This window comes from Vibrio sp. 10N.261.55.A7, assembly GCF_002877365.1.
In the GTDB taxonomy this organism is placed as follows: Bacteria; Pseudomonadota; Gammaproteobacteria; order Enterobacterales; family Vibrionaceae; genus Vibrio.
Window position 1 is genome coordinate 1 of sequence record NZ_MCWZ01000001.1, and the last position, 24,228, is coordinate 24,228.

20 protein-coding genes and 1 riboswitch are annotated in these 24,228 nt (G+C 45.1%); of the genes, 15 read left to right on the forward strand and 5 right to left on the reverse strand.

The features are described 5' to 3' along the window. The first annotated feature begins 344 nt into the window (after window positions 1-344). From uvrB to luxU, 3 genes are all read left to right on the forward strand, one after another. Window positions 345-2,375: an excinuclease ABC subunit UvrB gene (gene uvrB, locus BCU12_RS00005; RefSeq protein ID WP_102402364.1), complete on the forward strand. Its 2,031-nt coding sequence runs from the start codon at window positions 345-347 to the stop codon at window positions 2,373-2,375. A gap of 254 nt (window positions 2,376-2,629) precedes the next feature. Then, window positions 2,630-4,018, forward strand: coding sequence for a quorum-sensing sigma-54 dependent transcriptional regulator LuxO (gene luxO / locus BCU12_RS00010; RefSeq protein WP_102402365.1), 1,389 nt, complete (start codon window positions 2,630-2,632; stop codon window positions 4,016-4,018). 2 nt (window positions 4,019-4,020) lie between these two features. Beyond that, window positions 4,021-4,362: a quorum-sensing phosphorelay protein LuxU gene (gene luxU, locus BCU12_RS00015; protein WP_102402366.1), complete on the forward strand. Its 342-nt coding sequence runs from the start codon at window positions 4,021-4,023 to the stop codon at window positions 4,360-4,362. A 66-nt stretch (window positions 4,363-4,428) separates the two neighbouring features. On the opposite strand, the gene BCU12_RS00020 is transcribed toward luxU, so the two are convergent. Next, window positions 4,429-5,319, reverse strand: a complete 891-nt coding sequence (locus BCU12_RS00020) for a YvcK family protein (RefSeq protein WP_102402367.1) — start codon at window positions 5,317-5,319, stop codon at window positions 4,429-4,431. 233 nt (window positions 5,320-5,552) lie between these two features. Then, a riboswitch (molybdenum cofactor riboswitch) is annotated at window positions 5,553-5,697 on the forward strand. Here BCU12_RS00020 and moaA point away from each other — a divergent pair. The 10 genes from moaA to udp all read left to right on the forward strand — a co-directional run bounded on the left by moaA (window position 5,686) and on the right by udp (window position 14,431). Beyond that, window positions 5,686-6,675 (forward strand): GTP 3',8-cyclase MoaA, encoded by a 990-nt coding sequence (gene moaA / locus BCU12_RS00025; protein ID WP_102402368.1) that lies wholly within the window; start codon window positions 5,686-5,688, stop codon window positions 6,673-6,675. It overlaps the preceding riboswitch by 12 nt. An 83-nt stretch (window positions 6,676-6,758) precedes the next feature. Beyond that, a complete protein-coding gene (moaB, locus tag BCU12_RS00030; protein WP_102402369.1) occupies window positions 6,759-7,271 on the forward strand; it encodes a molybdenum cofactor biosynthesis protein B in 513 nt (170 codons plus the stop codon). 12 nt (window positions 7,272-7,283) lie between these two features. Continuing rightward, window positions 7,284-7,763, forward strand: a complete 480-nt coding sequence (gene moaC, locus BCU12_RS00035; RefSeq protein ID WP_102402370.1) for a cyclic pyranopterin monophosphate synthase MoaC — start codon at window positions 7,284-7,286, stop codon at window positions 7,761-7,763. Beyond that, window positions 7,760-8,005, forward strand: coding sequence for a molybdopterin synthase sulfur carrier subunit (moaD, locus tag BCU12_RS00040; RefSeq protein ID WP_102402371.1), 246 nt, complete (start codon window positions 7,760-7,762; stop codon window positions 8,003-8,005). The genes moaC and moaD overlap by 4 nt, the downstream gene beginning before the upstream one ends. Before the next feature lie 2 nt (window positions 8,006-8,007). Next, on the forward strand, window positions 8,008-8,463 hold the full coding sequence (moaE, locus tag BCU12_RS00045; protein ID WP_102402372.1) for a molybdopterin synthase catalytic subunit MoaE: 456 nt from the start codon (window positions 8,008-8,010) through the stop codon (window positions 8,461-8,463). A gap of 120 nt (window positions 8,464-8,583) precedes the next feature. After that, window positions 8,584-8,799, forward strand: coding sequence for a nitrate/nitrite transporter NrtS (gene nrtS / locus BCU12_RS00050; RefSeq protein ID WP_102402373.1), 216 nt, complete (start codon window positions 8,584-8,586; stop codon window positions 8,797-8,799). Between the two features lie 150 nt (window positions 8,800-8,949). Further along, entirely contained in the window at window positions 8,950-9,366 is a 417-nt protein-coding gene (locus BCU12_RS00055) for a CBS domain-containing protein (RefSeq protein ID WP_102402374.1), read from the forward strand. A 78-nt stretch (window positions 9,367-9,444) separates the two neighbouring features. Then, window positions 9,445-10,920, forward strand: a complete 1,476-nt coding sequence (locus tag BCU12_RS00060; protein ID WP_102402375.1) for an MATE family efflux transporter — start codon at window positions 9,445-9,447, stop codon at window positions 10,918-10,920. Window positions 10,921-11,010: 90 nt separating this feature from the next. Next, on the forward strand, window positions 11,011-13,362 hold the full coding sequence (locus BCU12_RS00065; protein WP_102402376.1) for a zinc/cadmium/mercury/lead-transporting ATPase: 2,352 nt from the start codon (window positions 11,011-11,013) through the stop codon (window positions 13,360-13,362). A gap of 310 nt (window positions 13,363-13,672) precedes the next feature. Then, the gene (udp, locus tag BCU12_RS00070) at window positions 13,673-14,431 is read left to right on the forward strand and encodes a uridine phosphorylase (RefSeq protein WP_102402377.1); all 759 of its coding nucleotides are present in this window, start codon (window positions 13,673-13,675) and stop codon (window positions 14,429-14,431) included. A 199-nt stretch (window positions 14,432-14,630) separates the two neighbouring features. Here the strand turns inward: udp and BCU12_RS00075 are convergent, their stop codons facing one another. Further along, window positions 14,631-15,443 carry a hypothetical protein gene (locus BCU12_RS00075; RefSeq protein WP_102402378.1) on the reverse strand — a complete coding sequence of 271 codons (813 nt, stop codon included), beginning with the start codon at window positions 15,441-15,443 and terminating at the stop codon, window positions 14,631-14,633. A 266-nt stretch (window positions 15,444-15,709) separates the two neighbouring features. On the opposite strand from BCU12_RS00075, the gene BCU12_RS00080 reads away from it, so the two are divergent. Both BCU12_RS00080 and BCU12_RS00085 read left to right on the forward strand, forming a co-directional pair. Further along, entirely contained in the window at window positions 15,710-16,891 is a 1,182-nt protein-coding gene (locus BCU12_RS00080) for an efflux RND transporter periplasmic adaptor subunit (protein WP_157939848.1), read from the forward strand. Then, on the forward strand, window positions 16,884-20,006 hold the full coding sequence (locus tag BCU12_RS00085; protein ID WP_102402380.1) for an efflux RND transporter permease subunit: 3,123 nt from the start codon (window positions 16,884-16,886) through the stop codon (window positions 20,004-20,006). The genes BCU12_RS00080 and BCU12_RS00085 overlap by 8 nt, the downstream gene beginning before the upstream one ends. Before the next feature lie 113 nt (window positions 20,007-20,119). Here the strand turns inward: BCU12_RS00085 and BCU12_RS00090 are convergent, their stop codons facing one another. From BCU12_RS00090 to metG, 3 genes are all read right to left on the reverse strand, one after another. Beyond that, the gene (locus BCU12_RS00090; protein ID WP_241909702.1) at window positions 20,120-20,941 is read right to left on the reverse strand and encodes a hypothetical protein; all 822 of its coding nucleotides are present in this window, start codon (window positions 20,939-20,941) and stop codon (window positions 20,120-20,122) included. A 377-nt stretch (window positions 20,942-21,318) separates the two neighbouring features. Continuing rightward, entirely contained in the window at window positions 21,319-21,861 is a 543-nt protein-coding gene (locus BCU12_RS00095) for a hypothetical protein (protein WP_102402381.1), read from the reverse strand. 195 nt (window positions 21,862-22,056) lie between these two features. Next, the gene (metG, locus tag BCU12_RS00100; RefSeq protein ID WP_102402382.1) at window positions 22,057-24,132 is read right to left on the reverse strand and encodes a methionine--tRNA ligase; all 2,076 of its coding nucleotides are present in this window, start codon (window positions 24,130-24,132) and stop codon (window positions 22,057-22,059) included. Between the last annotated feature and the right edge of the window lie 96 nt (window positions 24,133-24,228).

Genomic DNA, 24,228 nt, shown 5'->3' on the forward strand with positions numbered 1-24,228 from the left:
GTTTAAATTTATCGATAAGTTATTGATATGAAAAATTAACTTTGAGTTTCTAAGAAATATCTGAGACAAGAAGCGAAAATTGAAAATCTTAATTGAGGCATTATCAACACAATTTTGGGGAAATCGTGTGTATAAAAATAATGCAAATTCTAGGTGACTATTGTTGCAGGGCGAAAAATAATAACAGAGTAATCAAGTAAGATCTAGACTGAATTACACACTATTTTAAGCCCAATATTGATGCAGATTGGTTTTTTGTAAAAATAGGCGAAACTAGCTATTGCAGGTGTATATACATACAGCGACAATGAACGGACGTACAGTTCGTTTTCTGTGGAGTAGAGATGAGTAAAGTATTTAATTTAAAGTCAGATTATCAGCCGTCAGGTGATCAACCTACCGCTATTAAGCAGTTGTTAGATGGCTTGGATTCAGGGTTAGCTCATCAAACATTGTTGGGTGTTACCGGCTCGGGCAAGACCTTTACACTGGCGAATGTTATTTCTGACGCCCAGCGACCTGCCATTCTACTTGCTCCAAATAAGACCCTAGCTGCTCAACTGTATGGAGAAATGAAATCTTTCTTTCCCAATAACTCCGTAGAGTATTTTGTCTCTTATTATGATTATTATCAGCCAGAAGCCTATGTACCAACGACGGATACTTTTATTGAGAAAGACTCTTCTATTAATGCTCACATTGAACAAATGCGACTGTCGGCAACAAAAGCACTGCTAGAAAGGAAAGATGCCATCATTGTCGCGTCTGTTTCTGCTATTTATGGTTTGGGTGACCCACAGTCTTACCTCAAGATGATGCTTCATGTAACTCGTGGTGACGTCATGAACCAGCGAGATATCTTAAGGCGTTTGGCCGAGCTTCAATATTCGCGTAATGATGTGGCCTTTGAGCGAGGGCAGTTTCGCGTTCGAGGTGAAGTGATTGATATTTTCCCCGCTGAATCAGAGCAAGATGCGGTTCGATTGGAGATGTTTGACGAAGAGATAGATTGTATCAGCGTGTTTGATCCACTAACTGGCGCCATCAAGCAACGAGATTTACCTCGTTACACCATCTATCCGAAGACACACTATGTGACGCCACGCGAACGCATACTAGATGCGATTGAAGACATTAAAGTTGATCTAAAAGAACGTCAAACGTATTTAATGGACAACAACAAACTGTTAGAAGAGCAACGGATCAGCCAGAGAACTCAGTTTGATCTAGAGATGATGAACGAACTTGGTTTTTGTTCCGGCATTGAAAACTACTCGCGATATTTAAGTGGTCGAAAAGAGGGTGAGCCGCCCCCGACGCTTTTTGATTACCTGCCTGATAATGGCATTCTTATTATCGATGAGTCCCATGTCACTGTCCCTCAAATCGGTGCGATGTATAAAGGTGACCGTTCAAGAAAAGAAACCTTGGTTGAGTTTGGATTTCGATTACCTTCAGCGCTTGATAACCGCCCACTGAAGTTTGAAGAGTTTGAATCTCTCGCACCTCAGACGATCTTTGTTTCCGCAACGCCAGGTAATTACGAGTTAGAAAAATCTGCCGATGAGATTGCAGATCAAGTTGTTCGACCGACAGGATTACTTGATCCTGTGCTTGAAGTTCGCCCAGTGGCAACTCAGGTTGATGACTTACTGTCTGAAATCAGAATTCGTGCGGTAAAAGATGAAAGAGTATTGGTCACGACGTTGACCAAACGAATGGCTGAAGATCTGACTGAGTACCTGACAGAGCACGATGTGAAAGTACGCTATCTCCACTCTGATATTGATACGGTTGAGCGCGTGGAAATTATTCGAGATTTGCGACTTGGCGAGTTTGATGTGTTAGTCGGCATTAACTTACTTCGAGAAGGTTTGGATATGCCAGAGGTTTCCCTGGTTGCGATTCTAGATGCGGATAAAGAGGGCTTTTTGCGTTCAGAGCGTTCGTTGATACAAACCATTGGCCGTGCGGCACGTAACCTTGAAGGGAAAGCCATTTTGTATGGCGATTCGATTACGAAATCAATGAAAAAGGCGATGGATGAAACGAACCGCCGTCGGGAAAAGCAGCAAGCGCACAACCTTGAGCAAGGGATTGTTCCGCAAGCACTCAAGCGCAATGTTAAAGATATTATGGAATTAGGTGATATTACTAAGTCCAAGAAACAGCGAGAGAATAAACAAGTGCCTCTTTCTAAAGTGGCAGAATCTTCGAAAGCTTATACCGTGCTATCCCCTCAAGAGTTGGATAAAGAAATCGCGAAGTTGGAAGGTCAAATGTATCAGCATGCTCAGGATTTGGAGTTCGAGCTTGCCGCCCAAAAACGAGACCAAATTGAAACGTTGCGTCAGCAATTCATTACAAACAGTTAGATCGAACATAAAAAAGCAGCCAATAGAGACATATATCTATTGGCTGTATTTTGTGGATAATTAACCCACTAAAAACGTCAGTTGGCTAGGTGACCACTTAAGGTCAGTTTTAATGATGCATCATTTAAGCCAATGTGATTTAGCGATTTCCGTCCAATAATTACCCCTTTCGAGCTATATTTACTCTCGTTATTTGCATATTGCGACTCGCAATGCAATTATCTATAAAAATGCAAATAACTAATGGCTAGGTTATGCAGCAATTATCTAATGTACATAAGTCAAAGTACTTATTGATGGTAGAAGATACCGCTTCAGTAGCGGCGTTGTATCGTTCTTACTTAACGCCTCTAGGGCTTGATATTCACATTGTTGGCACGGGTCGTGATGCGATTGAAAGCGTTAAATACCGTACGCCTGATCTGGTTCTTTTGGATTTGAGGTTGCCTGACATGACGGGAATGGATGTTTTAGAAAGCGTAAAACAGAGTCATCCGGATGTGCCAGTGATCTTTATGACAGCCCATGGTTCTATTGATACAGCCGTTGAAGCAATGAGACTAGGTGCTCAAGACTTTCTTATCAAACCTTGTGAAGCGGATAGGCTTCGTGTCACGGTTAACAATGGTATTCGTAAAGCGAGTAAGCTGCGAGATAAAGACAGTTATCCGGGTAACCAGAATTACCAAGGGTTTATTGGCAGCAGTCAAAATATGCAAGCGGTGTATCGCACCATTGATTCCGCTGCGATGAGTAAAGCGAGTATCTTCATTACAGGTGAAAGTGGGACAGGGAAAGAAGTGTGTGCGGAAGCCATTCACGCAGCGAGTAAGCGTGGCGATAAGCCGTTCATCGCGATCAACTGTGCTGCTATTCCAAAAGACCTGATTGAGAGTGAGCTGTTTGGGCATGTTAAAGGTGCGTTCACAGGAGCTGCGACTGATCGTCAAGGCGCTGCGGAGCTGGCTGATGGTGGGACCTTGTTCCTCGATGAGCTTTGTGAAATGGACCTCGACCTGCAAACTAAGCTGTTACGCTTTATTCAAACCGGTACTTTCCAGAAAGTGGGCTCTTCTAAAATGAAGAGCGTTGATGTTCGGTTCGTATGCGCAACGAATAGAGATCCATGGAAAGAGGTTCAGGAAGGGCGCTTTAGAGAAGACCTTTATTATCGTCTGTATGTTATTCCTCTGCATTTACCGCCTTTGAGAGAACGTGGTGAAGATGTCATAGAGATCGCCTATTCTTTACTGGGGTATATGTCCAATGAAGAAGGTAAGGGCTTTGTGCGTCTTTCCCCTGAAGTGGTTGAGTGCTTTAATCGTTTCGAATGGCCGGGTAACGTAAGACAGTTACAGAATGTGTTACGTAACGTCGTTGTGCTGAATAACGGCAAAGAAATTACACTGAATATGTTGCCGCCACCACTTAATGCTCCTATGGATAATCAGATTCGCATTCAGTCTAATACGAAAGAAACACTGTCTGTGCATGACATTTTTCCACTGTGGGTCACTGAAAAAACAGCTATCGAGCAAGCAATTGAAGCGTGTGAGGGGAATATCCCCAAAGCGGCGGGTTATTTGGATGTCAGTCCGTCGACTCTTTATAGAAAACTACAAGTATGGAATGCTGATAAATAGTAATGGAAATCTTAAATCAACAAAAGATAGATCGGCTTTCAAATGAAATAGGGGCAGAAAACGTGCCTATTTTGTTAGATATCTTTCTTGGGGAACTCAACCAGTACATCAGTACGATAGTGAATGATGAAACTCGAAATAACGCTGATTATTTGAGGGAGATTAGCCATGCTCTCAAAAGCAGTGCCGCGAGTTTTGGGGCCGACCAGTTATGTCACCTATCAATACAAATGGACAATCGAATCAAAGCGGGTGAAGCTTTAAACCCAATTGAAGATTCAGCGATAATGGTTAAAACGCTTGAGATTACTCGAGATGTCTATCGAGAATTAGTGACCCGATAGAATCTCAGTTAAACCATTCGATTGCCGGTTTTAGGTAAAGCATTTATTCGTCTTTGAAGAGGGCGCTCAATGAGAGAGCAATCCCTCAATCGCTTTTTGAAGTTTGTCTCTATCGTGTCGCCAATCTCGGTTTGGCGACGCAAGATCTGTCGTTAAACAGTTCCAATCGTCGCAAAGTTCCGGGTGTTCCATATCACCAAGAACAACATCAATTTTTCTTCCTTGGCAGGCTCTTTGACACCACTCAAGCTTTTGTTTCAGTGTCATTCTGCCGGCTGGTCCAAATTCCGGCGACAGGTTCTCAACAAAGACCAATTTGGCATTGGTGTTTAAGGCAATCGCTTTTCCTACCTCGGGCAATAAAAGCGGCGGCATGATGCTGGTTAAGAAACTTCCTGGGCCTAGAACAATACAATCGGCTTCTTCGATTGCCGTTACGCCTTCTTTCGTGGCGGGGACTTCAGGCGACAGGTCTAGACGCATTAAATCATCCGGCATTTCATCGACATTGGTTTCCCCTGTCACCCACTTTCCCTCAACGGAAAGAGCGGTCAGATCAGAAGGATGCTCCGACATTGGAATAATATTGACGTCTACCTTGAGCATGTTGCGAATCAACTGTATGGCTTCAATAGGGCGGACGGAAAGGTTGTCCAATGCCGTCAGCATTAGGTTGCCCAAATTATGCCCATCTAACTCACCTGCTCCTTTGAATCGGTATTCGAACATCATGGAACTGATGGAAGGATCCGTGATCAATTGATTGATGCAGTTTCGAGTGTCACCCCACGCTATGCCACCTTGGCAGTGTCGTATGCGACCTGTAGAGCCGCCATTGTCTGTCGTTGTTACAATACCGGTCGCATTTGAACCGAAATCTTTAAGTGCAGCAAGCATTCGACCTAGACCGTGGCCACCGCCAATGGCAACCACTTTTTTAGACGAGTATAGAGTCATGAAATTCTTCTTATTGTAGAGGTATTGTTATTTTAGTTGTTGTCAGTTTCGATCGTATCGCGATTCAACGAATGACGCTAATCTATTAATTTAGTGTAATACGACGGCTTTAAATACTCAAAAGTAGGTATTTTGAGGTATGAACATATTTTTTTGACCGCGAGGGTAGAATCCCCCTATATTTATAATGTATTTTATTATGAAGCTGCCAGTAAGTGTTAATGAGCATGTACTGGTTGCCATAGCTCCGAGCTCATTTAGCTAAGTTCACCACGTCGGTAAGGATATGCGGAATGAGCCAGTGACACAAAGTCACCAGGGCTGAATTAGAAATGATTCCGCCTCCCGTATTTGGAAAGGTGTTCCATGGCGCAACAATTCGAAGATAAATTTCACCGCAAGTTTTATTATTTGCGGCTTTCCGTTACAGATGTCTGTAACTTCAAATGTACCTACTGTTTACCTGATGGTTATAAACCTTCGGGGCAGAAAAACTCGTCTTTTTTAACGGTACCGGAAGTTAAGCGTGTCGTGTCGGCCTTTGCCGATTGTGGCACCTCTAAAGTGCGTATCACGGGTGGTGAGCCAAGCCTACGTAAAGACTTCCTTGATATTATCGATACCGTTTCATCCACTCAAGGCATCAGCAAAGTCGCGACAACGACCAACGGCTATCGCATGGAAAAGCATGTTGCCGATTGGAAAGACGCAGGCTTGACCCATATTAATGTCAGCCTAGATAGCCTTGATCCAAGGATGTTCCATCAAATTACTGGAGAGAATAAATTCTCACAAGTGATGGGGGGGATCGAGCGTGCATTTGAAGTCGGCTATTCTCAGGTTAAGGTCAACGTTGTGTTGATGAAAGACCTGAATGCTCACGAGCTACCGAGCTTTCTAACTTGGATAAAAGATCGTCCGATTCAATTGCGCTTTATCGAGCTGATGCAAACGGGTGAAATGGATGATCTATTCAAAAAGCATCATGTCTCTGGAGTCGCGATTCGTAATCAACTCATCGCAAATGGGTGGATATTAAAAGTACGAGCGGCCAATGATGGCCCTGCACAAGTCTTTGTTCATCCAGACTATCAAGGCGAGATTGGTCTGATCATGCCTTATGAAAAAAGTTTTTGTGACAGCTGCAATCGCTTGAGAGTATCCGCGCGCGGAAAACTACACATGTGTCTCTTTGGCGATCATGGTGTCGAACTACGCGACTTACTGCAGCGTGATAGCCAACAGGATGAATTGATGGCTCGGATCTCTGAACAATTACAAAATAAATCTCAAAGCCACTTTTTACACGATGGCAATTCAGGGATTACTCCTCATTTAGCGTCTATTGGTGGTTAATTGGCTTCTTGGCCACCCCAATAATGGCCAACCCAAACCATCGTGGATGTACGATTAAAAATTAAATATTAGGTGAACAACAAATGGGCCACGCAGAAAGCAAATTCCAGGCAGCAAACATCGCAGTACTAACCGTTTCAGATACTCGCACCGAAGACAATGACACCTCAGGTGGTTACTTAGCCGAGCAGGCGAAAGAAGCGGGTCACAACGTTGTAGACAAGCAGATTGTTATTGATGACATGTATAAGATTCGCGCCATTGTTTCTCAATGGATTGCGGATGAATCTGTGCAGGCGGTTGTCATTACGGGTGGTACAGGCTTTACCTCACGTGATAGCACACCAGAGGCTTTAGTTCCTCTGTTTGATAAGCAAGTCGAAGGTTTCGGTGAGCTTTTCCGTACTGTGTCTTACGAAGAAATTGGTACGTCAACTATCCAGTCTCGCGCTATCGCGGGCTTTGCAAACCATACAGTAATATTCGCGATGCCAGGCTCAACGGGCGCTTGTCGTACCGCGTGGACGAAGATCATTAAGCAGCAGCTTGATGCCAGTCATCGCCCTTGTAACTTCATGCCACATCTCTCTGTATAGGAAGTGAGCATAATGAGCGAATTAACCCATATTAATGCTTCGGGTGAAGCAAACATGGTGGATGTGTCAGCGAAAGTTGAAACCGTGCGTGAAGCCAGAGCGGAAGCCTTTGTTTCAATGTCAGCAGAAACGCTGAATCTCATCGTGTCAGGTCAGCATCATAAGGGTGATGTCTTTGCGACCGCGAGAATAGCGGGCATTCAAGCCGCCAAAAAAACGTGGGATCTTATTCCCCTTTGTCATCCATTGCTTTTGTCAAAAGTTGAAGTTCAACTCGAAGCGATAGAGAGTGAAAGTAAAGTTCGAATCGAGTCTGTTTGTAAATTAGCTGGCAAGACGGGTGTAGAGATGGAGGCGCTAATGGCGGCTTCAGTAGCGGCACTCACGATCTACGATATGTGTAAAGCGGTTCAGAAAGACATCGTGATTGAGCAAGTCCGTTTGCTAGAAAAGAGCGGCGGTAAGTCGGGTCACTTTAAGGTGGAGTCATGATTAAAGTTCTATTTTTTGCACAAACTCGTGAGCTTGTCGGTGTTGATGAACTTGAAGTGGACGCCATATTCGAGACTGTCGAGCAATTACGCTCTCACCTTGCGAGTCAAAAAGGCAAATGGGACATTGCCTTAGAAGAAGGAAAGCTATTGGCTGCTGTCAATCAGTCGATTGTTCCACTTGAGTCATCAATCAATGATGGCGATGAGGTGGCGTTCTTTCCTCCTGTGACTGGAGGTTAATCATGGATAACCGAGTAAGTGTCCAAGCTAGTGATTTTTCGGTAGCGGATGAATATGAGTCCCTTGCCGAAGGAAGCCAATCGGGTGCCGTTGTAACGTTCATTGGCAAGGTTCGAGACATGAACTTAGGTGACAACGTGACCGGTTTGTCACTGGAGCACTATCCAGGAATGACGGAAAAGGCCTTATTGGAAATCTGTGATCAAGCGGAAAGCCGTTGGCCTTTATTGAAGCTGCGTGTGATACATCGGATTGGTGATCTCGATATTGGCGATCAGATTGTTTTTGTTGGTGTTTCAAGTGCTCACAGAGGTGCGGCATTTGAAGCGTGCGAATTCATTATGGATTATCTGAAAACCAAAGCACCATTTTGGAAAAAAGAGCGAACCACTGAAACGACCCGTTGGGTTGAATCTCGAGACTCCGATACAAAAGCCGCTGAACGCTGGGAAAGCTGATAGTTGGCACAGGTCATGCTTTGTTAAAGGTTAACTTCGGTTAGCCTTTTTTGATCGTCCAACTCTTATTGGCAGGGATAGTTTGCCATACTAGATTGAGAGATAAAGGGAGGGGTTAGCGTGGTGAATAAAAAGGTAATTAAGCGGTCTACGATTATCGCATTGGTCGTTGGAACACTACTCAATGTCATCAACCAATACGATGCCTTAGTGTATGGCGCGTCGATTCAATGGGTAAAAGCGGCGTTAACCTATTGTGTTCCCTTCTGTGTATCGGTTGTCAGTAGTGTGATTACAATGAGAGATATTGCACAAGAACAGAAAAAGAGTCGATAGAATTTTTCTTATAAACTGAGGCTACATGGGGCTTAGCACGTCGATAGGGTAAAACTATCGATAAAATAGGCCAAATCCATTTAGTAAAATCAAGAAATTAGACAACAATTACCTTATACGCAATAAAATTTGTAGCTTAAGGAGTAAGTTATGGAATCACAAAGAGTAAAAGACTATATGACGCTTCAGGCTGTGACATTTAAACCTGAGATGTCATTGAGTATCGCCTTACAAAAGGTGATGAAGTGTACGCATCTTGGTGGGCCTGTAATCGACGACCAAGAGAGAGTGATAGGGTTTCTATCTGAACAAGACTTACTCGATAAGCTAGTCAAAGTGAGTTACTTCTGCCAAGACACGCATTTAGTGAGTGACTGCATGCACAAAGAGGTTCTCTCTGTGTCTCCAAACACGACGATTATTGAGATGGCCGACATGATGAGAGTTGGAAAACCGAAAGTCTACCCAGTTGTTGATAACGATAAACTGGTTGGAATCATCAGTCGACGTGATGTATTAAGAGCGATTGGTAAGAGTATTGATGATTGCTTTAAACATCCGGTGTGATAGTTTGACCGCTTCATGCTGATAAGTAACAAAATGAAGGCGCATGTGATGCGCCTTTTCTTGTTTTAGGAGAATTCAATGCCCAATCCGACCGCTAAATTTGTTCAAGGTTCTACAATGCGACATATTTTGGTCATGTCTGGTGCGGGTTCGGTAGGGTTGATGGCGCTTTTCGTCGTCGACTTACTCGATATGTTGTTTATCAGTATGCTTGGTCAGGTCGAACTGGCCGCTGCTGTTGGGTTTGCTGGAAGCTTGGTGTTCTTCTCAACCTCTATTTCCATTGGTACATCCATTGCCATGGGTGCACTGGTATCAAAAGCAATAGGCTCAAAAAATCGTGACAGTGCACGCCAGCTAAGCGCCAGTATCATGACAACCGCTTTTTTAATCAGCTCGGTTGTCTGCGCTTTGATGTACATTTATATTCCCGAGTTACTGGCCTTAATTGGTGCCCAAGGTCTGGCGGCTGAAAAAGCGCAAGCCTATCTTCAAATCATTTTACCAAGTGGGCCTGTGATTGCGTTAGCGATGGCAGCAGGGGCAGGTTTGCGTTCTGCTGGTGATGCTAAGCGTTCAATGTGGGCGACATTGTCTGGCGGGATTGTGAACGCCGTTCTTGACCCGTTATTTATCTTTGGTTTCGGTTGGAATGTTGAAGGCGCGGCGTTGGCTTCTGTTTTCGCTCGCTTTACCGTGTTGTTTTTCTCTCTTTACCCGCTCATCAAGGTTCATAACTTAGTCGCGAGACCTTCTTTGATTCAATGGCAGCGTAATTTAAAAGTGATTCTCGCCATCGCTATCCCAGCCATTATTACAAACATTGCAACCCCGGTGGGTAATGCCATTGTTACGGCCGCTATTGCCCAATTTGGTGAGAACTTTGTTGCCGGTTACGCAGTGATTGGGCGATTGATTCCTGTTTGTTTTGCGGTGATTTTCGCGCTTTCAGGTGCTGTGGGACCGATTATTGGGCAAAACTTTGGTGCGGAACGTTTTGATCGAGTGAAAGAGACACTCACGAACTCTCTTATTGTGACAACAACGTACACTCTTATCGTGTGTATTTTACTTTACTTCGCTCAAGACCTGATTGTGGGTATGTTCAGCTTAGAGGGGGATGCCGCCATTATTGTCGCCGCTTTCTGTACCTACGTGGCCATCAGTTTTGTCTTTAATGGTACGCTCTTTGTGGCCAATACCTCGTTCAATAACTTGGGTAAACCTCTTTATTCAACCGCACTCAATCTTGGTAAAGCCACGATCGGTACACTGCCGTTCGTATACTTTGGTGCATTATGGTTTGGGGCTCTCGGGGTTCTGTACGGGCAGGCCGTCGGTACGATTGTATTCGGCATTATTGCCATCGTGATGCTGCGAAAACACATTTCCAGCATGATGGAAGGACAAGAGCCAGAAGTGGATGAGGAATCTTCTTTTACCAGCGTCAATACCCAACCATTTTGTAGTCACGATGCAGTACTGATTGATGATGCGATTATTGATGAGGAAATTATTGAAGCTATTCAGTCGGACAAATCCAAAGAAAAATAGAAATTTCGTTTGACCTTGGAGTAGGCTCAAAGGTTTACACTCACTATAAACCGATATCATTCTTTGAATATGGATTATGGAGAGAACCTTATGTGCACAAAACACGCGGCTTGCCGCTCAAACAAGCTTGTATCAACCTCAGCATCCAACAGTTCTTGTGGTAGCCCTAAGATAATGTCTATTCAGCAAGCCACCTCGTCAGCGTCTGAATCAACCTGCTGCAGCACGGACTCTTGTGGCAGTAGCGTTAGCGCAAGCAGTGATGAGGAAGGTGAGTCCAGTGCCTCTTCAGCGGACTCAACATTAAAAAATGAAACCCTGACCCCGTCTCAAGCCCCCCTCAGTCAAAGCTGGAAGATAGAAGGCATGGACTGCCCTTCGTGTGCCAGAAAAGTAGAAACCGCGGTCAATAAAATTGAAGGGATTACGGAATCGAAAGTCCTTTTTGCGACTGAAAAACTCGTCGCTAAGTTTGAAGACCCCTCTATTGTCGACAGCATTGAACAAGCCATCATCACTGCGGGTTTTACCTTCAGTACTCCGAACAATAAAACGAAGCCTGAGCCTCAATCGGGTTGGCAGTCAGTTTTAAAACAAAATTCCAAAATCATCGCGATTGCGCTTGCTATGCTTGTTGCTGCGGTGCTCAAACCAACCTTCCCATTGGTGAGTGAATGGCTATTCGTTCTGACCTGCTTAGCAGGCTTACTCCCGATCAGTAAAAAAGCGTTTCAGCTTGCGAAATCTGGCACCCCATTCTCTATAGAGACCTTAATGAGTGTCGCCGCTCTAGGTGCTTTATATCTTGGCGAGTCCGTCGAAGCGGCAATGGTATTGCTGCTATTTCTTATTGGTGAGCGCTTGGAAGCGTTTGCAGCTTCGAGAGCAAGAAGCGGTGTTCAAGCTCTAATGGCGCTTGTCCCTGAAACCGCGATTAAAATTGTTGACGGTCAGCGTGTCGATGTTTCAGCCAATGAATTGACCCCTGGTGACGTGATTGAAGTGTCTCCGGGCGCTCGGCTTCCCGCGGATGGAACGCTTCAAGATGCAGTGGCTAGCTTTGACGAGAGCGCGTTAACGGGGGAATCGATTCCTGTCGAACGCTACCGTGGAGACGCTGTTATGGCAGGAGCCGTGGTGGCGGATCGGGTCGTTCGGTTTACCATTACCTCAAAGCAAGGCGAAAATGCGATTGACCGAATCCTGCATCTCATTGAAGAGGCCGAATCTCGTAAAGCGCCGCTAGAACGTTTCTTAGATAAATTTAGCCGCTGGTATACACCGCTCATGATGCTTGTTTCGTTAGCCGTGATAACGATGCCTCCGCTACTTTTCTCACAACCTTGGGAAACATGGATCTATCGAGGCTTGGCTTTACTGTTGATTGCGTGTCCTTGCGCGTTGGTGATATCGACGCCTGCGGCTATCACGTCCGGCTTGGCGGCTGGAGCGCGTCGCGGGGCTTTGATTAAAGGCGGTGCGGCACTAGAGCAATTAGGTCGAATCGAAACGGTCGCCTTTGATAAAACGGGCACTTTGACCAAAGGTAAGCCTGAAGTAACCGACGTCGTGAGTTTTAACCAGTGGCAGGAATCATCACTTCTTGAAGTGGTTGGTGCTATTGAAGTGGGATCCAGTCATCCTCTTGCGGTCTCACTGATTAAGAAAACCGAAGCGCTTGGCATTTCATTACCCAGTGCCACAGACAAACAAGCCTTAATAGGCAGCGGTGTTAAGGGAACAGTGTCAGGGGTTAGGTATCAGGTTAGCGCCCCAAGTAAAATTAACATACCTCTTGAACCGAGCGTTCTAAGTACTATTGACAAGCTTGAAGGCGAGGGGAAAACAGTCGTCGTGGCTTTAAAAGAGGAAGCAGAGTGCATAGGGGTCATTGCCTGGCAAGACACGCTCAGAGAGGATGCGAAACAAGCCGTCAAGGCGCTGAAAGCACTCGGTATTGATGCTGTGATGTTAACGGGGGATAACCCGCGCAGTGCTTCGGCGATCAGTGCGTTAATTGATATCGATTTCAAAGCCAGCTTACTACCAAAAGACAAAGTTAATTATGTTGAGCAGTTATCACAAAATGCGACGGTTGCGATGATTGGTGATGGCATTAACGATGCACCGGCAATGAAAGCGGCGAGCATTGGAATCGCGATGGGCGGCGGTACGGATGTGGCACTTGAAACAGCCGATGCGGCGATCACCCATAACCGTCTGGTGGAGCTATCAGGCATGATTGAGTTGTCGCGCGCGACATTAACCAATATCAGGCAAAACGTGTTTTTAGCGTTAGGTTTGAAGTCAGTATTTCTGGTTACGAGTTTACTCGGCGTGACGGGTTTGTGGGTGGCCGTGTTGGCCGACAGTGGTGCGACAGCGTTAGTGACTCTAAATGCATTACGATTGCTAAAATTCAAACCTAAATATAGCGATTGAGAGCTCTGAATTGTGTATTAATCCATCAGGATGCTTCTTAAAATGCGCTATGGTTAATGGGGCTTGAATAACTGCTTTGTTCGAAGTAAGTATCAAGTTTGTGCAATCAATTGTTATTGAGTCTTGATAAAGTGTGATGCCAATCGGTTTTGTGTGAAATACAATGTCATTGACCCATCACCAGTGTGAACTTGGTCACTCTTTGTTGTGGTCAGGTTGGTTACAGTGACTCGGTAATGAATGACTTAATATTTCGCCAATTTATATGACGAATCAACCAAAGCTGTACAAGCTATTAAAGGAGTGACTTATGTCTCAAGCTGTTTTTCACCTAGGTATCACTGAAGCTGATTTAGAAGGCGCAACGCTTGCGATCATTCCTGGTGATCCCGCACGTGTTCAAAAAATTGCAGAAGAGATGGAGAACCCTGTTTTTCTAGCAAGTCATCGCGAATACACGCTTTACCGCGCTGAGTTAGATGGTAAACCGGTCGTTGTTTGTTCAACGGGTATCGGTGGTCCTTCAACTTCTATCGCGGTAGAAGAGCTTGCGCAACTTGGTGTACGCACATTCCTACGTGTGGGTACAACAGGTGCGATTCAGCCACACGTTAATGTTGGCGACATGATTGTATCAACGGGTTCGGTTCGTTTAGACGGTGCAAGCCTGCACTTTGCTCCTATGGAGTTCCCTGCTGTGGCTGACTTTGAAGTGGCAACAGCGATGAAAGCGGCCGTTGAAGAGGCTGGCGCGAATGTTCATATGGGTGTGACGGCGTCTAGCGATACCTTCTACCCTGGTCAAGAGCGTTACGATACCTTCTCTGGCCGTGTTGTTAAGCGATTCCAAGGCTCTATGCAAGAATGGCAAGACATGGGTGTTTTGAACTTTGAAATGGAATCAGCAACACTACTGACTATGTGTGCAAGTTCGGGTCTGAAAGCAGGTTGTGTTGCGGGTGTAATCATTAACCGTACTCAAAAAGAGACGCCAGATCACGACACACTAAAAGTGACAGAGGCTCGTTCAATCAAGGTAGTTGTTGAAGCCGCGCGTAAAATGCTTTAACACTTAACGACTTCAAAAATAGAAGCCGCCTAGAAATCCTAGGCGGCTTTTTTGTGTGTGTTAGTTAACAAGGGATTAGTTAACAGGGTATTGGTTTACAGAGCATCCGTTTGCTCTGCACCGTTCACTCGCCGGCTGTCTCGTTAGTCATTAGTACATTTAGCAAGTAAGCCAATTGTGCGGTTGATAACCAAGCCATTTAATTTGTAACTGTATTAGGTAATGGCTGATAGAGCTGCTTAGCGACCTTGGAAAGCACATGGTCATACGCGAGAGCGATCAATAGTGAAACATCGCTGGTGAGTTGATAAAGCTCTTCTTCAGTCATGCGTTTATTTTGATGCCTACCCAACGCCTCAAGCTGCTGCATTGAACCTTCTCCCTTAGGCGAACCAAGAATGAGTGAATTGATCATTGAGAGCTGATTGAGTTTTGCACTCATTTTCTGGCAATAATGACGGATTCTGACATGGCCATTTGGGCGGTGATAATCTTGAATGACGACTCTTAATTGAGTTAAAGCCTCCATACTGTCAAATATCAGCTGCCAATGAGTGTGGTATGTATTGCTGATATCATCACAGCCTGAATCACTTAGCCATGTGATAGCGATTTCATCCATTAGAAACAAGCAGTGGCGAATATTTTTGCCGTGTACGATTTGATTACGGGAGGTGGAATAGCACTGCCAGTTGTCGTGCATAGATTTGAGGTTGCGTTGGAAAACTCGGTACATGGGTTTGTTTTGATGATCAACATTGCGTATCAACTGACTCGACTTGAGCGTTAACTTGTCATAGATCCCATCAATGGCTTTGTTCGTACAGATTTGATGAGTACAGCTTAGAACGTGGTGCGTGTGCATTCTATGCTGTCTACAAAGCAAAAGTATCTCGCGGAGCACGACAAGGCTGTCAAAATTCTGTTTTAATGAAGTGCGTTTCTGCTTGGACAGATACGACAGTGTTAGAATGGTAGACATCGCGATAAGAATCGAAATAAATATAAACATACCTAACTTCCTTCAAAGTAACACTTAAGAGGTAAAGCAGGTATAGTGCCAGATTTTAAGCTTCATCATTTCAATGGGTTGTGAATTTTCTGTTCATTTCGACGACTCAATTTAGGGCAATACTCCCCTTTTTGGTGTTTTACGTCATCATTTGTAATGGTTTTCCTCTCTGAATGGTGGAACTAATGACTTCTAGCAATGTCTTTGTCGCTAGTATCTGAAAAAATTGACCAAATTTAAACCTCCTTTATGCATTCGAGATGTCCATGAACATGAAAATGATCGCCAGAAGATCCGCTCCACTTGTCATTTTAGGCTTGTTTTTTATTGCATCTAAATTGTTGATTGCCAGTAAGGAAGAGCCAGAGCAAGTCGCCATTGAACCGACCATCTTACGTGTTGAAGTGCTTGAAGCTGAACCTAAAATGATGACGTTCCACATCGAATCCTATGGCTTTGTGGAGCCCAAATATCAGTCGAAAGTCGTGAGCGAAGTTTCGGGTCGAATCATTAGTTTATCACCCGATTTATTGGTGGGGGGGCTTGTTAAGAAAGGGCAGGTCCTGGCTCGTATTGACCCATCGGATTATGAGGCAGACCATGAACAAGCGAAGGCTTCATTGGCTCAAGCAAAAGCACTGCTAGAAGAAGAGCTGGCTAGGGCTGAAGTGGCTAAGCGCGATTGGGCACACGTTGGAAAAGGGGAAGCGCCAAAGCTCGGGTTGAGAGAGCCGCAGGTGAAACGTGAACTTGCGAATGTAAAGTTTGCTCAGGCTGCGGTGAAACGCTCGGCGCGTAACGTGCAGCGCACAGTGGTTAGAGCCCCTTTTGATGGCTTGATCAGTGAACGTCATGCCAGTTTAGGCGACTACCTCACCATCGGTGCGCCAATCACCGATATCTACGATACCCACAAAGATCAGGTGTCATTACCCATTGTCAATAATGATCTCGCGTATCTTCCAATCGATGATGACGTCTCTTTATTGAGTACTTTACAGGTTCGTTATGCTGGGCAGGCCTTTGACTACCCAGCCCTGATCGCCAGAAGCGAACGCGTCATTGATCGTAACTCACGTATGTTTAACCTGATTGCTGAAATTGACGACCCCTACTGTTTAGCGGGTGAGCGCTGCGAATCCCCCTCGTTGAAGTTTGGCAGTTATGTCACAGCAAAGATTGAGGCGGAAACCGTTGAAGACATTGTTGTATTGCCAAGAAACCTAGTCAGAAATGGGGAAGCTTTTGTCGTTAATTCCGAAGGCAAATTGGAGCCTCGTCAGGTCAACATTATTCGTCAAGATGAAGCGTTCGCGTACATACAAGCAAGCTTTGTCGCAGGAGAACGTATCTCCTTAACTCCCGTGAGCCAATACAGTGGCGATCAGGCGGTCACCATCATTGGTTCGCAGAATCACCTAGGTTCAGAGGAGAGCTTGGATGAGTAAGCAGCGCGGAATTATTGCTTGGTTTGCTCACAACCCTGTTGCTGCAAACCTCATCATGTGGTTGCTCATTATTGGTGGTACGTTCAGTGCGTTTACGCTGAACAAAGAGGTCTTCCCTACGATAGAGACCAACTTTGTTCAGGTCACGGTCGCGTATCCCGGCGCGGCACCGCAAGAAATTGAAGAAGGCATTAATATCAAGATCGAGGAAGCGATCAAAGATATTCGAGGCATTAAGCAGCTGTCGTCCGTGGCCGCCGACAGCATGGGTACGATTACCGTCGAAGTGGCGTCGGGTTATCAACCCAAAGACATCCTTGATGAGATAAAACTGGAAGTCGATGCGATTTCGACCTTTCCAGATAGCATTGAAAAGCCCAATATCTTTCAGATAAAACCGAAGAATCTGGTCATGTTTGTCTCGATCTACGGCGATCTCACTGATCATGAGATGAAAGAGCTTGCCAAGCAGACGCGTGATGAATTTACCGCTCTTCCTGCTGTTTCTAGTGCGGATCTCATTGGCGCGTTAGATTATGAAATTGCGATCGAGATTCGGGAGCGACAGCTACGAGAATATGGATTAACTTTCGATGATGTCGCCCAAGCCGTGCAGCGGTCGTCATTCGATTTACCGGGTGGTTCGATACGCGCGGACGATGGCAATATATTGCTTCGAACCAAGGCGCAGGCATACCGAGAAAGTGATTTTACCGATATTGTTGTCGCCGCCAATGAAGATGGCAGTCGTATTCTGTTGTCGCAAGTCGCTGATGTACGAGATGGCTTCATTGATTGGGATAATTATGTCCGTTTCAATGGCTACCCAGCGGCAATTATTCAGGTGAACAGTGTTGATAGCCAAGACGCTGTCGAAATTTCAACGCAAGTGAATGCCTGGCTGGACGAACATAAGAAAACGTTGCCAAGTGGCGTATTCATGGACAGTTGGTTGGATTTGACTCACTACCTTGATGGTCGCTTGGATATGATGATATCCAACATCGTTTTTGGTGCCATTTTGGTCTTTGCGATTCTCGCGTTGTTCTTGAATGTAAAGCTCGCTTTTTGGGTCATGATGGGGCTGCCTGTTTGTTTCTTGGGGGCGTTTTTCTTAATGCCTCATCCACCTTTCGATGTCACCTTGAACATGGTCAGCTTGTTTGCATTCATTCTCGTACTCGGGATTGTGGTGGATGATGCGATCGTAACGGGAGAAAGTGCCGCGCAAGAGATTGAGAAAAATGGGCACAGTGTTGACAGTGTCGTCACTGGTGTTCGTAAGGTTGCAACACCCGCCACCTTTGGCGTGCTGACCACCATGGTGGCGTTCATCCCCATGCTGCTTATTTCTGGACCAATGAAGAGCTTAAGTGAAGCGGTAGCTTGGGTTGTGATTCTTTGTCTTATCTTTTCCTTAATTGAATCCAAACTCATTCTTCCTGCTCACTTGGCACACATGAAGCTAAAGCCAAATAAAAAGCCGAATCGTTTTGTTAAAGCGAAGCAAAGGTTTAATGCGCAGGTGAATCGCTTTGTGATTGAGCAATACAAGCCATTTTTACAGCGCTGTATTCAGTACCGATACAGCGTACTCGCTGTTTTCTTTGGTGTTTTGATGTTGTCGGTGGCGCTTGTGATGAGCGGCAAAGTACGGTGGGTGTTTTTCCCAGATATGCCTTCAGATTACATCCATGTGACCTTGGAGATGGAACCCGCTTTTTCTGAAGCTCGCACGATCGAAACGGCACAAGTGATAGAGCAGTCACTTCATCAAATGGATGAAAAGGTGACAAAAGAATACGGTAGCTCTGTGGTCGACCACTATTTTGTCGTGAAATCTTCATTAACGAATATCGAGTTTTTTGTCGAGTTATCGAAGGCAGAAGACCGAGAGATTGATGGCGTACAAATTGCGGATAAATGGCGAGCGGAATTACCCACGTTAGTTGGGATCAATAAGCTCTCATTTGATGCTGGTGGAGGGGCGCAAACCAACACGGTCACCTTTGAATTGGCTTCGGACAACCTTGATTCGCTAACCGCTGCGTCAAAAGAGTTGAAAGAGAAGCTGGCGCTCTATAATGGTTTATACGATATTTCGGATAACTTTTCTTCCGGTTCTAGTGAGATTCGATTACAGATTAAACCAGAAGCAGAAGCGTTAGGCTTAACCCTGCTCGATCTCGCGTCTCAGGTTCGTCATGGCTTTTTTGGCTATGAAGCGCAGCGCCTACTGCGAGATAAAGAAGAAGTGAAGGTCATGGTGCGTTACCCGAGAGAGGACCGACGTAGCATTGGCCATTTAGAGAATATGTTGATTCGCACACCATCTGGTGAGCGTGTACCATTCTCGACGGTGGCAGAGGTAGAGCTTGATGATTCATACTCGTCGATCAATCGAAAAGATAATCGCCGTGCGTTAACGGTGGTTGCCAACGTTAATACGAGCATTGCTGAGCCTACGAAAGTGATTGACGATGTGTTAGCCAATTTCGTGCCTGAACTTAGCTCAAAGTACGAGGGCTTATCGGTGAAATTGGGCGGTTCAAGTCTCGATGAACAAGAGTCAATGGTGGCGCTTGTGCAAGGTGCGTTGTTTGTACTGCTCGCTGTGTATACCTTGCTCGCCATTCCGCTCAAATCGTATGCCCAGCCTCTGATCATTATGTCCGTCATTCCATTTGGCATGATTGGCGCTTTATTTGGTCACCTCTTCCTTGGGTTGTCGATGAGCATGTTGAGTATGACGGGTATCATTGCCTTAGGTGGCGTGGTGGTGAATGATTCACTGGTGTTGGTGGACTATGTCAACAGAGCGCGATCGGAAGGGAAAAGCATCGCACAGGCGGCCATCGATTCCGGCTGTTTCCGCTTCCGAGCTGTGATTTTAACGTCACTAACCACGTTCTTTGGCTTGGTGCCTATGATGTTAGAAACGAGCTTACAAGCGCAGGTGATGATACCCATGGCGGTCTCCTTGGCGTTTGGCATTCTGTTCTCGACATTTGTGACGCTTTTACTGGTGCCAATTCTTTATTTAGTATTGAACGATATAAAAAATGGCAGCCGACGATTCTACCAATGGTGGTGGCAGCCTAACCAGGCCGAATAAACAGATAGAAAAAAAGAACCCCAGCATTTGTTTGGGGTTCTTCTTATTACGACCTTTCTATGTGTGTCTTTACTTGTCTGGCGAGAAGTCTGTGAGCGATTGGCATGCCTTGATCATTGTAACTCTATAGGTGTCGTCATTTTCGGCAGTGGGACATAGAGCTCAGTCGTTAATTTAGAGAGCATTTGGTCGTAAACCGCCGTAATGCTTATCGATATATCACTGGTTAAGTCATACAGTTCATTCGATGACAAGGCATAGTCGGTGTTGTCAGCCATCTCTTCCATAATGTGCATTGCTCTAGAACACGCCGGTGATGCTATGGATAGTGGGCTTATCAATGCTAATTGATTGAGTTTTCGCCTCATGGCTGTACATCGGTATTGTGTTCTTAATAGACCGTTTTTAGTATCGATATCTTGTATTGAAATCCTCAGCTGAGTTAACGCTTCCATAGAGTCGATGATCTGCTGCCAATTAGTATGATATTGGTAGCACAATTCCGACTGATCGGTTTCAGCAAGCCATGCCATGACGATTTCATCGATTGAATACATGCAGTGTCGAATGGCGGCTCCATGAGTTATTTGATTTCTCGCGATGGTACGTTCACTCCAGTCTTGTGATAGTTTTGATAGCCTCATCTGCAAAATACGGTAGGTCGGTTTGTTATTGAAGTGGGCAATTGAAATTAGATGATTGCTTTGCTCCAATAAAAGCGAATTGATCTTCTCTAGTGCGCTTTTAGGGTTATTCGACGAGATTAATCCAGAGTGTGTCGCGCTACGGTGCTTTCTGCATAAGATGATTAAGTGCCTTAGCGTGACGATCAATTCATACTTACGCTGAAAGTTGGCTTGTTTTTGTTTAGACGCTTGAAACATTAAGATGATGCCAGCCAAAAAAAGACATCCTAAAATAGCCATCGTTGTCATCATGAGTTACTCCTTAATAGACGTACCTATAAAGAGTTAGTACATTATTTATGCCAAAATTAAAAAGTAATAAAAACAATGAATTAAAGTCTTGCTGAGTTCCTGGGCTGCGACTTTCTAGTGCGAGCAGAACTAAAGTAGGGCATTTATTTGATTTTTTTTGGGGGGGGGCGGCCGAATGCAAGGGAGCGGAGGTGTGTTAAGCACTCATTCTAGCGTTGTGTTAGAAGTAGGAAGAAATCGTAAGCAATGAAAAAACGCAAGCAGATGAAGATAGAGAGTTGGGGGAAGGAAAGGATAAATAGGCTCTTCGAACGAGTCTCTAATCGGTAAGAGAATGACAAAGAGCCGACATAATGCTTATACAGGAATACGATTTAGAATGTGTATCTCACCCCTAGATTTCCTGATAGGCCGCTGCTATCAAACGTATCGTAGTCATAAGAATCGACGCCCACTAAAGCGTAGAAGCCTAATCCATCAATACTTTCAAAGGTACGTGACAATCCTAAGTGCAGACCGTAGTAGGTCGATGAGTGATCGGATGTACTCGTTGAAGAATTGTTTGAACCACTGTCAGTGATGGTTCGAGTAATGTCGCTTTTTCCTAGCCCAACGCCTGCATTCACGAATATGTCAAAACCATCGTAGTTGGCAAACGTGTAGGAGTAATCAAGAGTCACGAATTCAGCTTCAGCTTCATCTCGTTGAGTTGTCGTTGGTGAGCCTTGAAGATAAGAGATATCGCTCTTGCCGTCACTCGCCATGTAGCCGATGGCTAAGGCGTGTTTGTCGATAGTGTACCCCATGGATACCTTGTTCGCTTTCGTTGAACCAACGCCAATTTGAGCATTGACAAAAGGCTGGGCATTAACGGTTGCGCAGGCGAATGTTGCTGCTAAAAGAATGGTAAATCTCATGGTTTGCTCATTTTTAGTAGTATCAGCCGAGCGTATCGAAAGTGCTATGTCATTACAATATGAGACAAAACATCTGACCAAACGCTTACACGTCGTTAGGGCTGGCTGTTTCTGTTATCAATAAAAAATCCCCGTGACAACTGATTTATAACGGGGATTCAAGTTTTGTGCAGATTCGTGAATGAAGCGGTTGGCTTACATTACACGCATTCCAGGCTGTGCACCTTCGTGTGGCTCTAGGATCCACAGGTCGCTGCCACCAGGGCCTGCCGCTAAGATCATGCCTTCAGACATACCAAACTTCATCTTGCGAGGTTTTAGGTTGGCAACCATAACGGTTAGCTTGCCTTCAAGCTCTTCAGGCTTGTATGCTGATTTAATACCAGAGAATACCTGACGAGTTTCGCCGCCGATGTCCAGTTGGAACTTAAGCAGTTTGTTGGCTTTTGGCACTTCTTCACAAGAGATGATACGTGCGATACGCATATCTACTGCAGCAAACGCATCGAACTCAATCTCGTCTGCGATTGGATCTTTGTCTAGCTCAGTTTGGCTTGCTTTGTTCTTTTCAGCTTCTGCTTTCTCTTTCGCTGCGACTTCTGCTGCGGCATCTTCTTTTGATGCTTCAATCATCGCTTCCACTTTCTTCGGATCAATGCGGTTGAATAGCGCTTTGAACTTAGTGATGTCGTGGTTGGTCAGCGGTGCAGCCACGCCTTCCCAAGTCAGTTCTTGGTTTAAGAATACTTCTGTACGAGCCGCCAGTTCAGGCATAACCGGTTTAAGGTAAGTGATCAGAACGCGGAAGAGGTTGATACCGACAGAACAGATATCTTGCAGTTCTTTGTCTTTGCCTTCTTCTTTCGCGATAACCCATGGGGCTTTTTCATCAACGTATTGGTTTGCTTTGTCAGCCAATGCCGTGATTTCACGAATAGCACGGCCAAATTCACGTGATTCATAAAGCTCAGCAATGCGGTCGGCTGCAGCAACGAACTCGTTGTATAGCTCAGGTTCAGCAAATTCAGCCGATAGTTTGCCGTCGAAACGCTTAGTGATGAAACCAGCATTACGAGAAGCAAGGTTCACAATCTTGTTAACCACATCAGAGTTTACACGTTGCGTGAAGTCTTCAAGGTTAAGATCTAAGTCATCGATACGGCTGTTGAGTTTCGCTGCGTAGTAGTATCGCAGACACTCAGGGTCTAGGTGGTTCAAGTAAGTCGCCGCTTTAATAAACGTGCCCTTAGACTTCGACATTTTTGCACCATTTACCGTGACGTAACCGTGTACGAAAACGTTATTCGGCTTACGGAAACCGGCACCTTCTAGCATCGCTGGCCAGAATAGTGAGTGGAAGTACACAATGTCTTTACCGATGAAGTGGTAAAGCTCTGTCGTGCTGTCTTTTTTCCAGTATTCGTCAAACTCTAAACCTTCAGTCTTATCACATAGGTTTTTGAATGACGCCATGTAACCAACGGGCGCGTCTAGCCAAACGTAGAAGAACTTACCTTTCTCGCCCGGAATTTCGAAACCGAAGTATGGCGCATCACGTGAGATATCCCACTGCTGAAGGCCAGACTCAAACCATTCCTGCATTTTGTTTGCCGTTTCGTTTTGTAGAGAGCCAGAACGAGTCCACTCTTTCAACATACTTTCGAACTGAGGCAGGTCGAAGAAGAAATGCTCTGAATCTTTCATTACTGGTGTTGCGCCAGAAACCGCTGATTTAGGGTTAATCAGTTCAGTTGGGCTGTAGGTTTCGCCACAGTTGTCGCAGTTGTCACCATATTGATCTTCAGACTTACATTTCGGGCACGAGCCTTTTACGAAACGGTCTGGTAAGAACATCTCTTTTTCAGGGTCGAAAAGCTGTGAGATAGTGCGGCTAGAGATAAAGCCGTTCTTTTTAAGCTCTAGGTAGATATGAGAAGCCAGCTCGCGATTCTCTTCTGAGTGCGTGCTGTGGTAGTTGTCAAAGCTGATATCAAAACCGGCGAAGTCTTTTTGGTGCTCTTCACTGACAGCAGCGATCATCTCTTCTGGCGTGATACCCATCTGTTGCGCTTTTAGCATGATTGGCGTGCCGTGAGCATCGTCAGCACAGATGAAGTTTACAGTGTTCCCACGCAGGCGTTGGTAGCGAACCCAGATATCAGCTTGAATATGCTCTAGCATATGTCCAAGGTGAATCGAGCCGTTAGCGTACGGAAGAGCACATGTTACCAGCAGTTTCCTTGAAGAAACATTTCTTGGATCGGTTGCCATACTTAATTAATCGCTTTCATTGATAGGTGTAAAATTATGGCTAATACTACCGCATGAAGCGATTGACGCCAAGCTGTGACAGGCGCTATTCCCTCA

Excerpts from the sequence above, each read along its gene's own strand:
- BCU12_RS00075 (WP_102402378.1), bottom strand. The coding sequence starts at position 15,443 with ATGTTTATATTTATTTCGATTCTTATCGCGATGTCTACCATTCTAACA.
- luxO (WP_102402365.1), top strand. The coding sequence starts at position 2,630 with ATGCAGCAATTATCTAATGTACATAAGTCAAAGTACTTATTGATGGTA.
- BCU12_RS00085 (WP_102402380.1), top strand. The coding sequence starts at position 16,884 with ATGAGTAAGCAGCGCGGAATTATTGCTTGGTTTGCTCACAACCCTGTT.
- moaB (WP_102402369.1), top strand. The coding sequence starts at position 6,759 with ATGGGCCACGCAGAAAGCAAATTCCAGGCAGCAAACATCGCAGTACTA.
- BCU12_RS00020 (WP_102402367.1), bottom strand. The coding sequence starts at position 5,319 with ATGACTCTATACTCGTCTAAAAAAGTGGTTGCCATTGGCGGTGGCCAC.
- metG (WP_102402382.1), bottom strand. The coding sequence starts at position 24,132 with ATGGCAACCGATCCAAGAAATGTTTCTTCAAGGAAACTGCTGGTAACA.
- moaD (WP_102402371.1), top strand. The coding sequence starts at position 7,760 with ATGATTAAAGTTCTATTTTTTGCACAAACTCGTGAGCTTGTCGGTGTT.
- moaA (WP_102402368.1), top strand. The coding sequence starts at position 5,686 with ATGGCGCAACAATTCGAAGATAAATTTCACCGCAAGTTTTATTATTTG.
- udp (WP_102402377.1), top strand. The coding sequence starts at position 13,673 with ATGTCTCAAGCTGTTTTTCACCTAGGTATCACTGAAGCTGATTTAGAA.
- BCU12_RS00060 (WP_102402375.1), top strand. The coding sequence starts at position 9,445 with ATGCCCAATCCGACCGCTAAATTTGTTCAAGGTTCTACAATGCGACAT.
- moaC (WP_102402370.1), top strand. The coding sequence starts at position 7,284 with ATGAGCGAATTAACCCATATTAATGCTTCGGGTGAAGCAAACATGGTG.
- BCU12_RS00065 (WP_102402376.1), top strand. The coding sequence starts at position 11,011 with ATGTGCACAAAACACGCGGCTTGCCGCTCAAACAAGCTTGTATCAACC.
- uvrB (WP_102402364.1), top strand. The coding sequence starts at position 345 with ATGAGTAAAGTATTTAATTTAAAGTCAGATTATCAGCCGTCAGGTGAT.
- moaE (WP_102402372.1), top strand. The coding sequence starts at position 8,008 with ATGGATAACCGAGTAAGTGTCCAAGCTAGTGATTTTTCGGTAGCGGAT.
- BCU12_RS00090 (WP_241909702.1), bottom strand. The coding sequence starts at position 20,941 with ATGACAACGATGGCTATTTTAGGATGTCTTTTTTTGGCTGGCATCATC.
- BCU12_RS00095 (WP_102402381.1), bottom strand. The coding sequence starts at position 21,861 with ATGAGATTTACCATTCTTTTAGCAGCAACATTCGCCTGCGCAACCGTT.
- luxU (WP_102402366.1), top strand. The coding sequence starts at position 4,021 with ATGGAAATCTTAAATCAACAAAAGATAGATCGGCTTTCAAATGAAATA.
- BCU12_RS00080 (WP_157939848.1), top strand. The coding sequence starts at position 15,710 with ATGAACATGAAAATGATCGCCAGAAGATCCGCTCCACTTGTCATTTTA.
- BCU12_RS00055 (WP_102402374.1), top strand. The coding sequence starts at position 8,950 with ATGGAATCACAAAGAGTAAAAGACTATATGACGCTTCAGGCTGTGACA.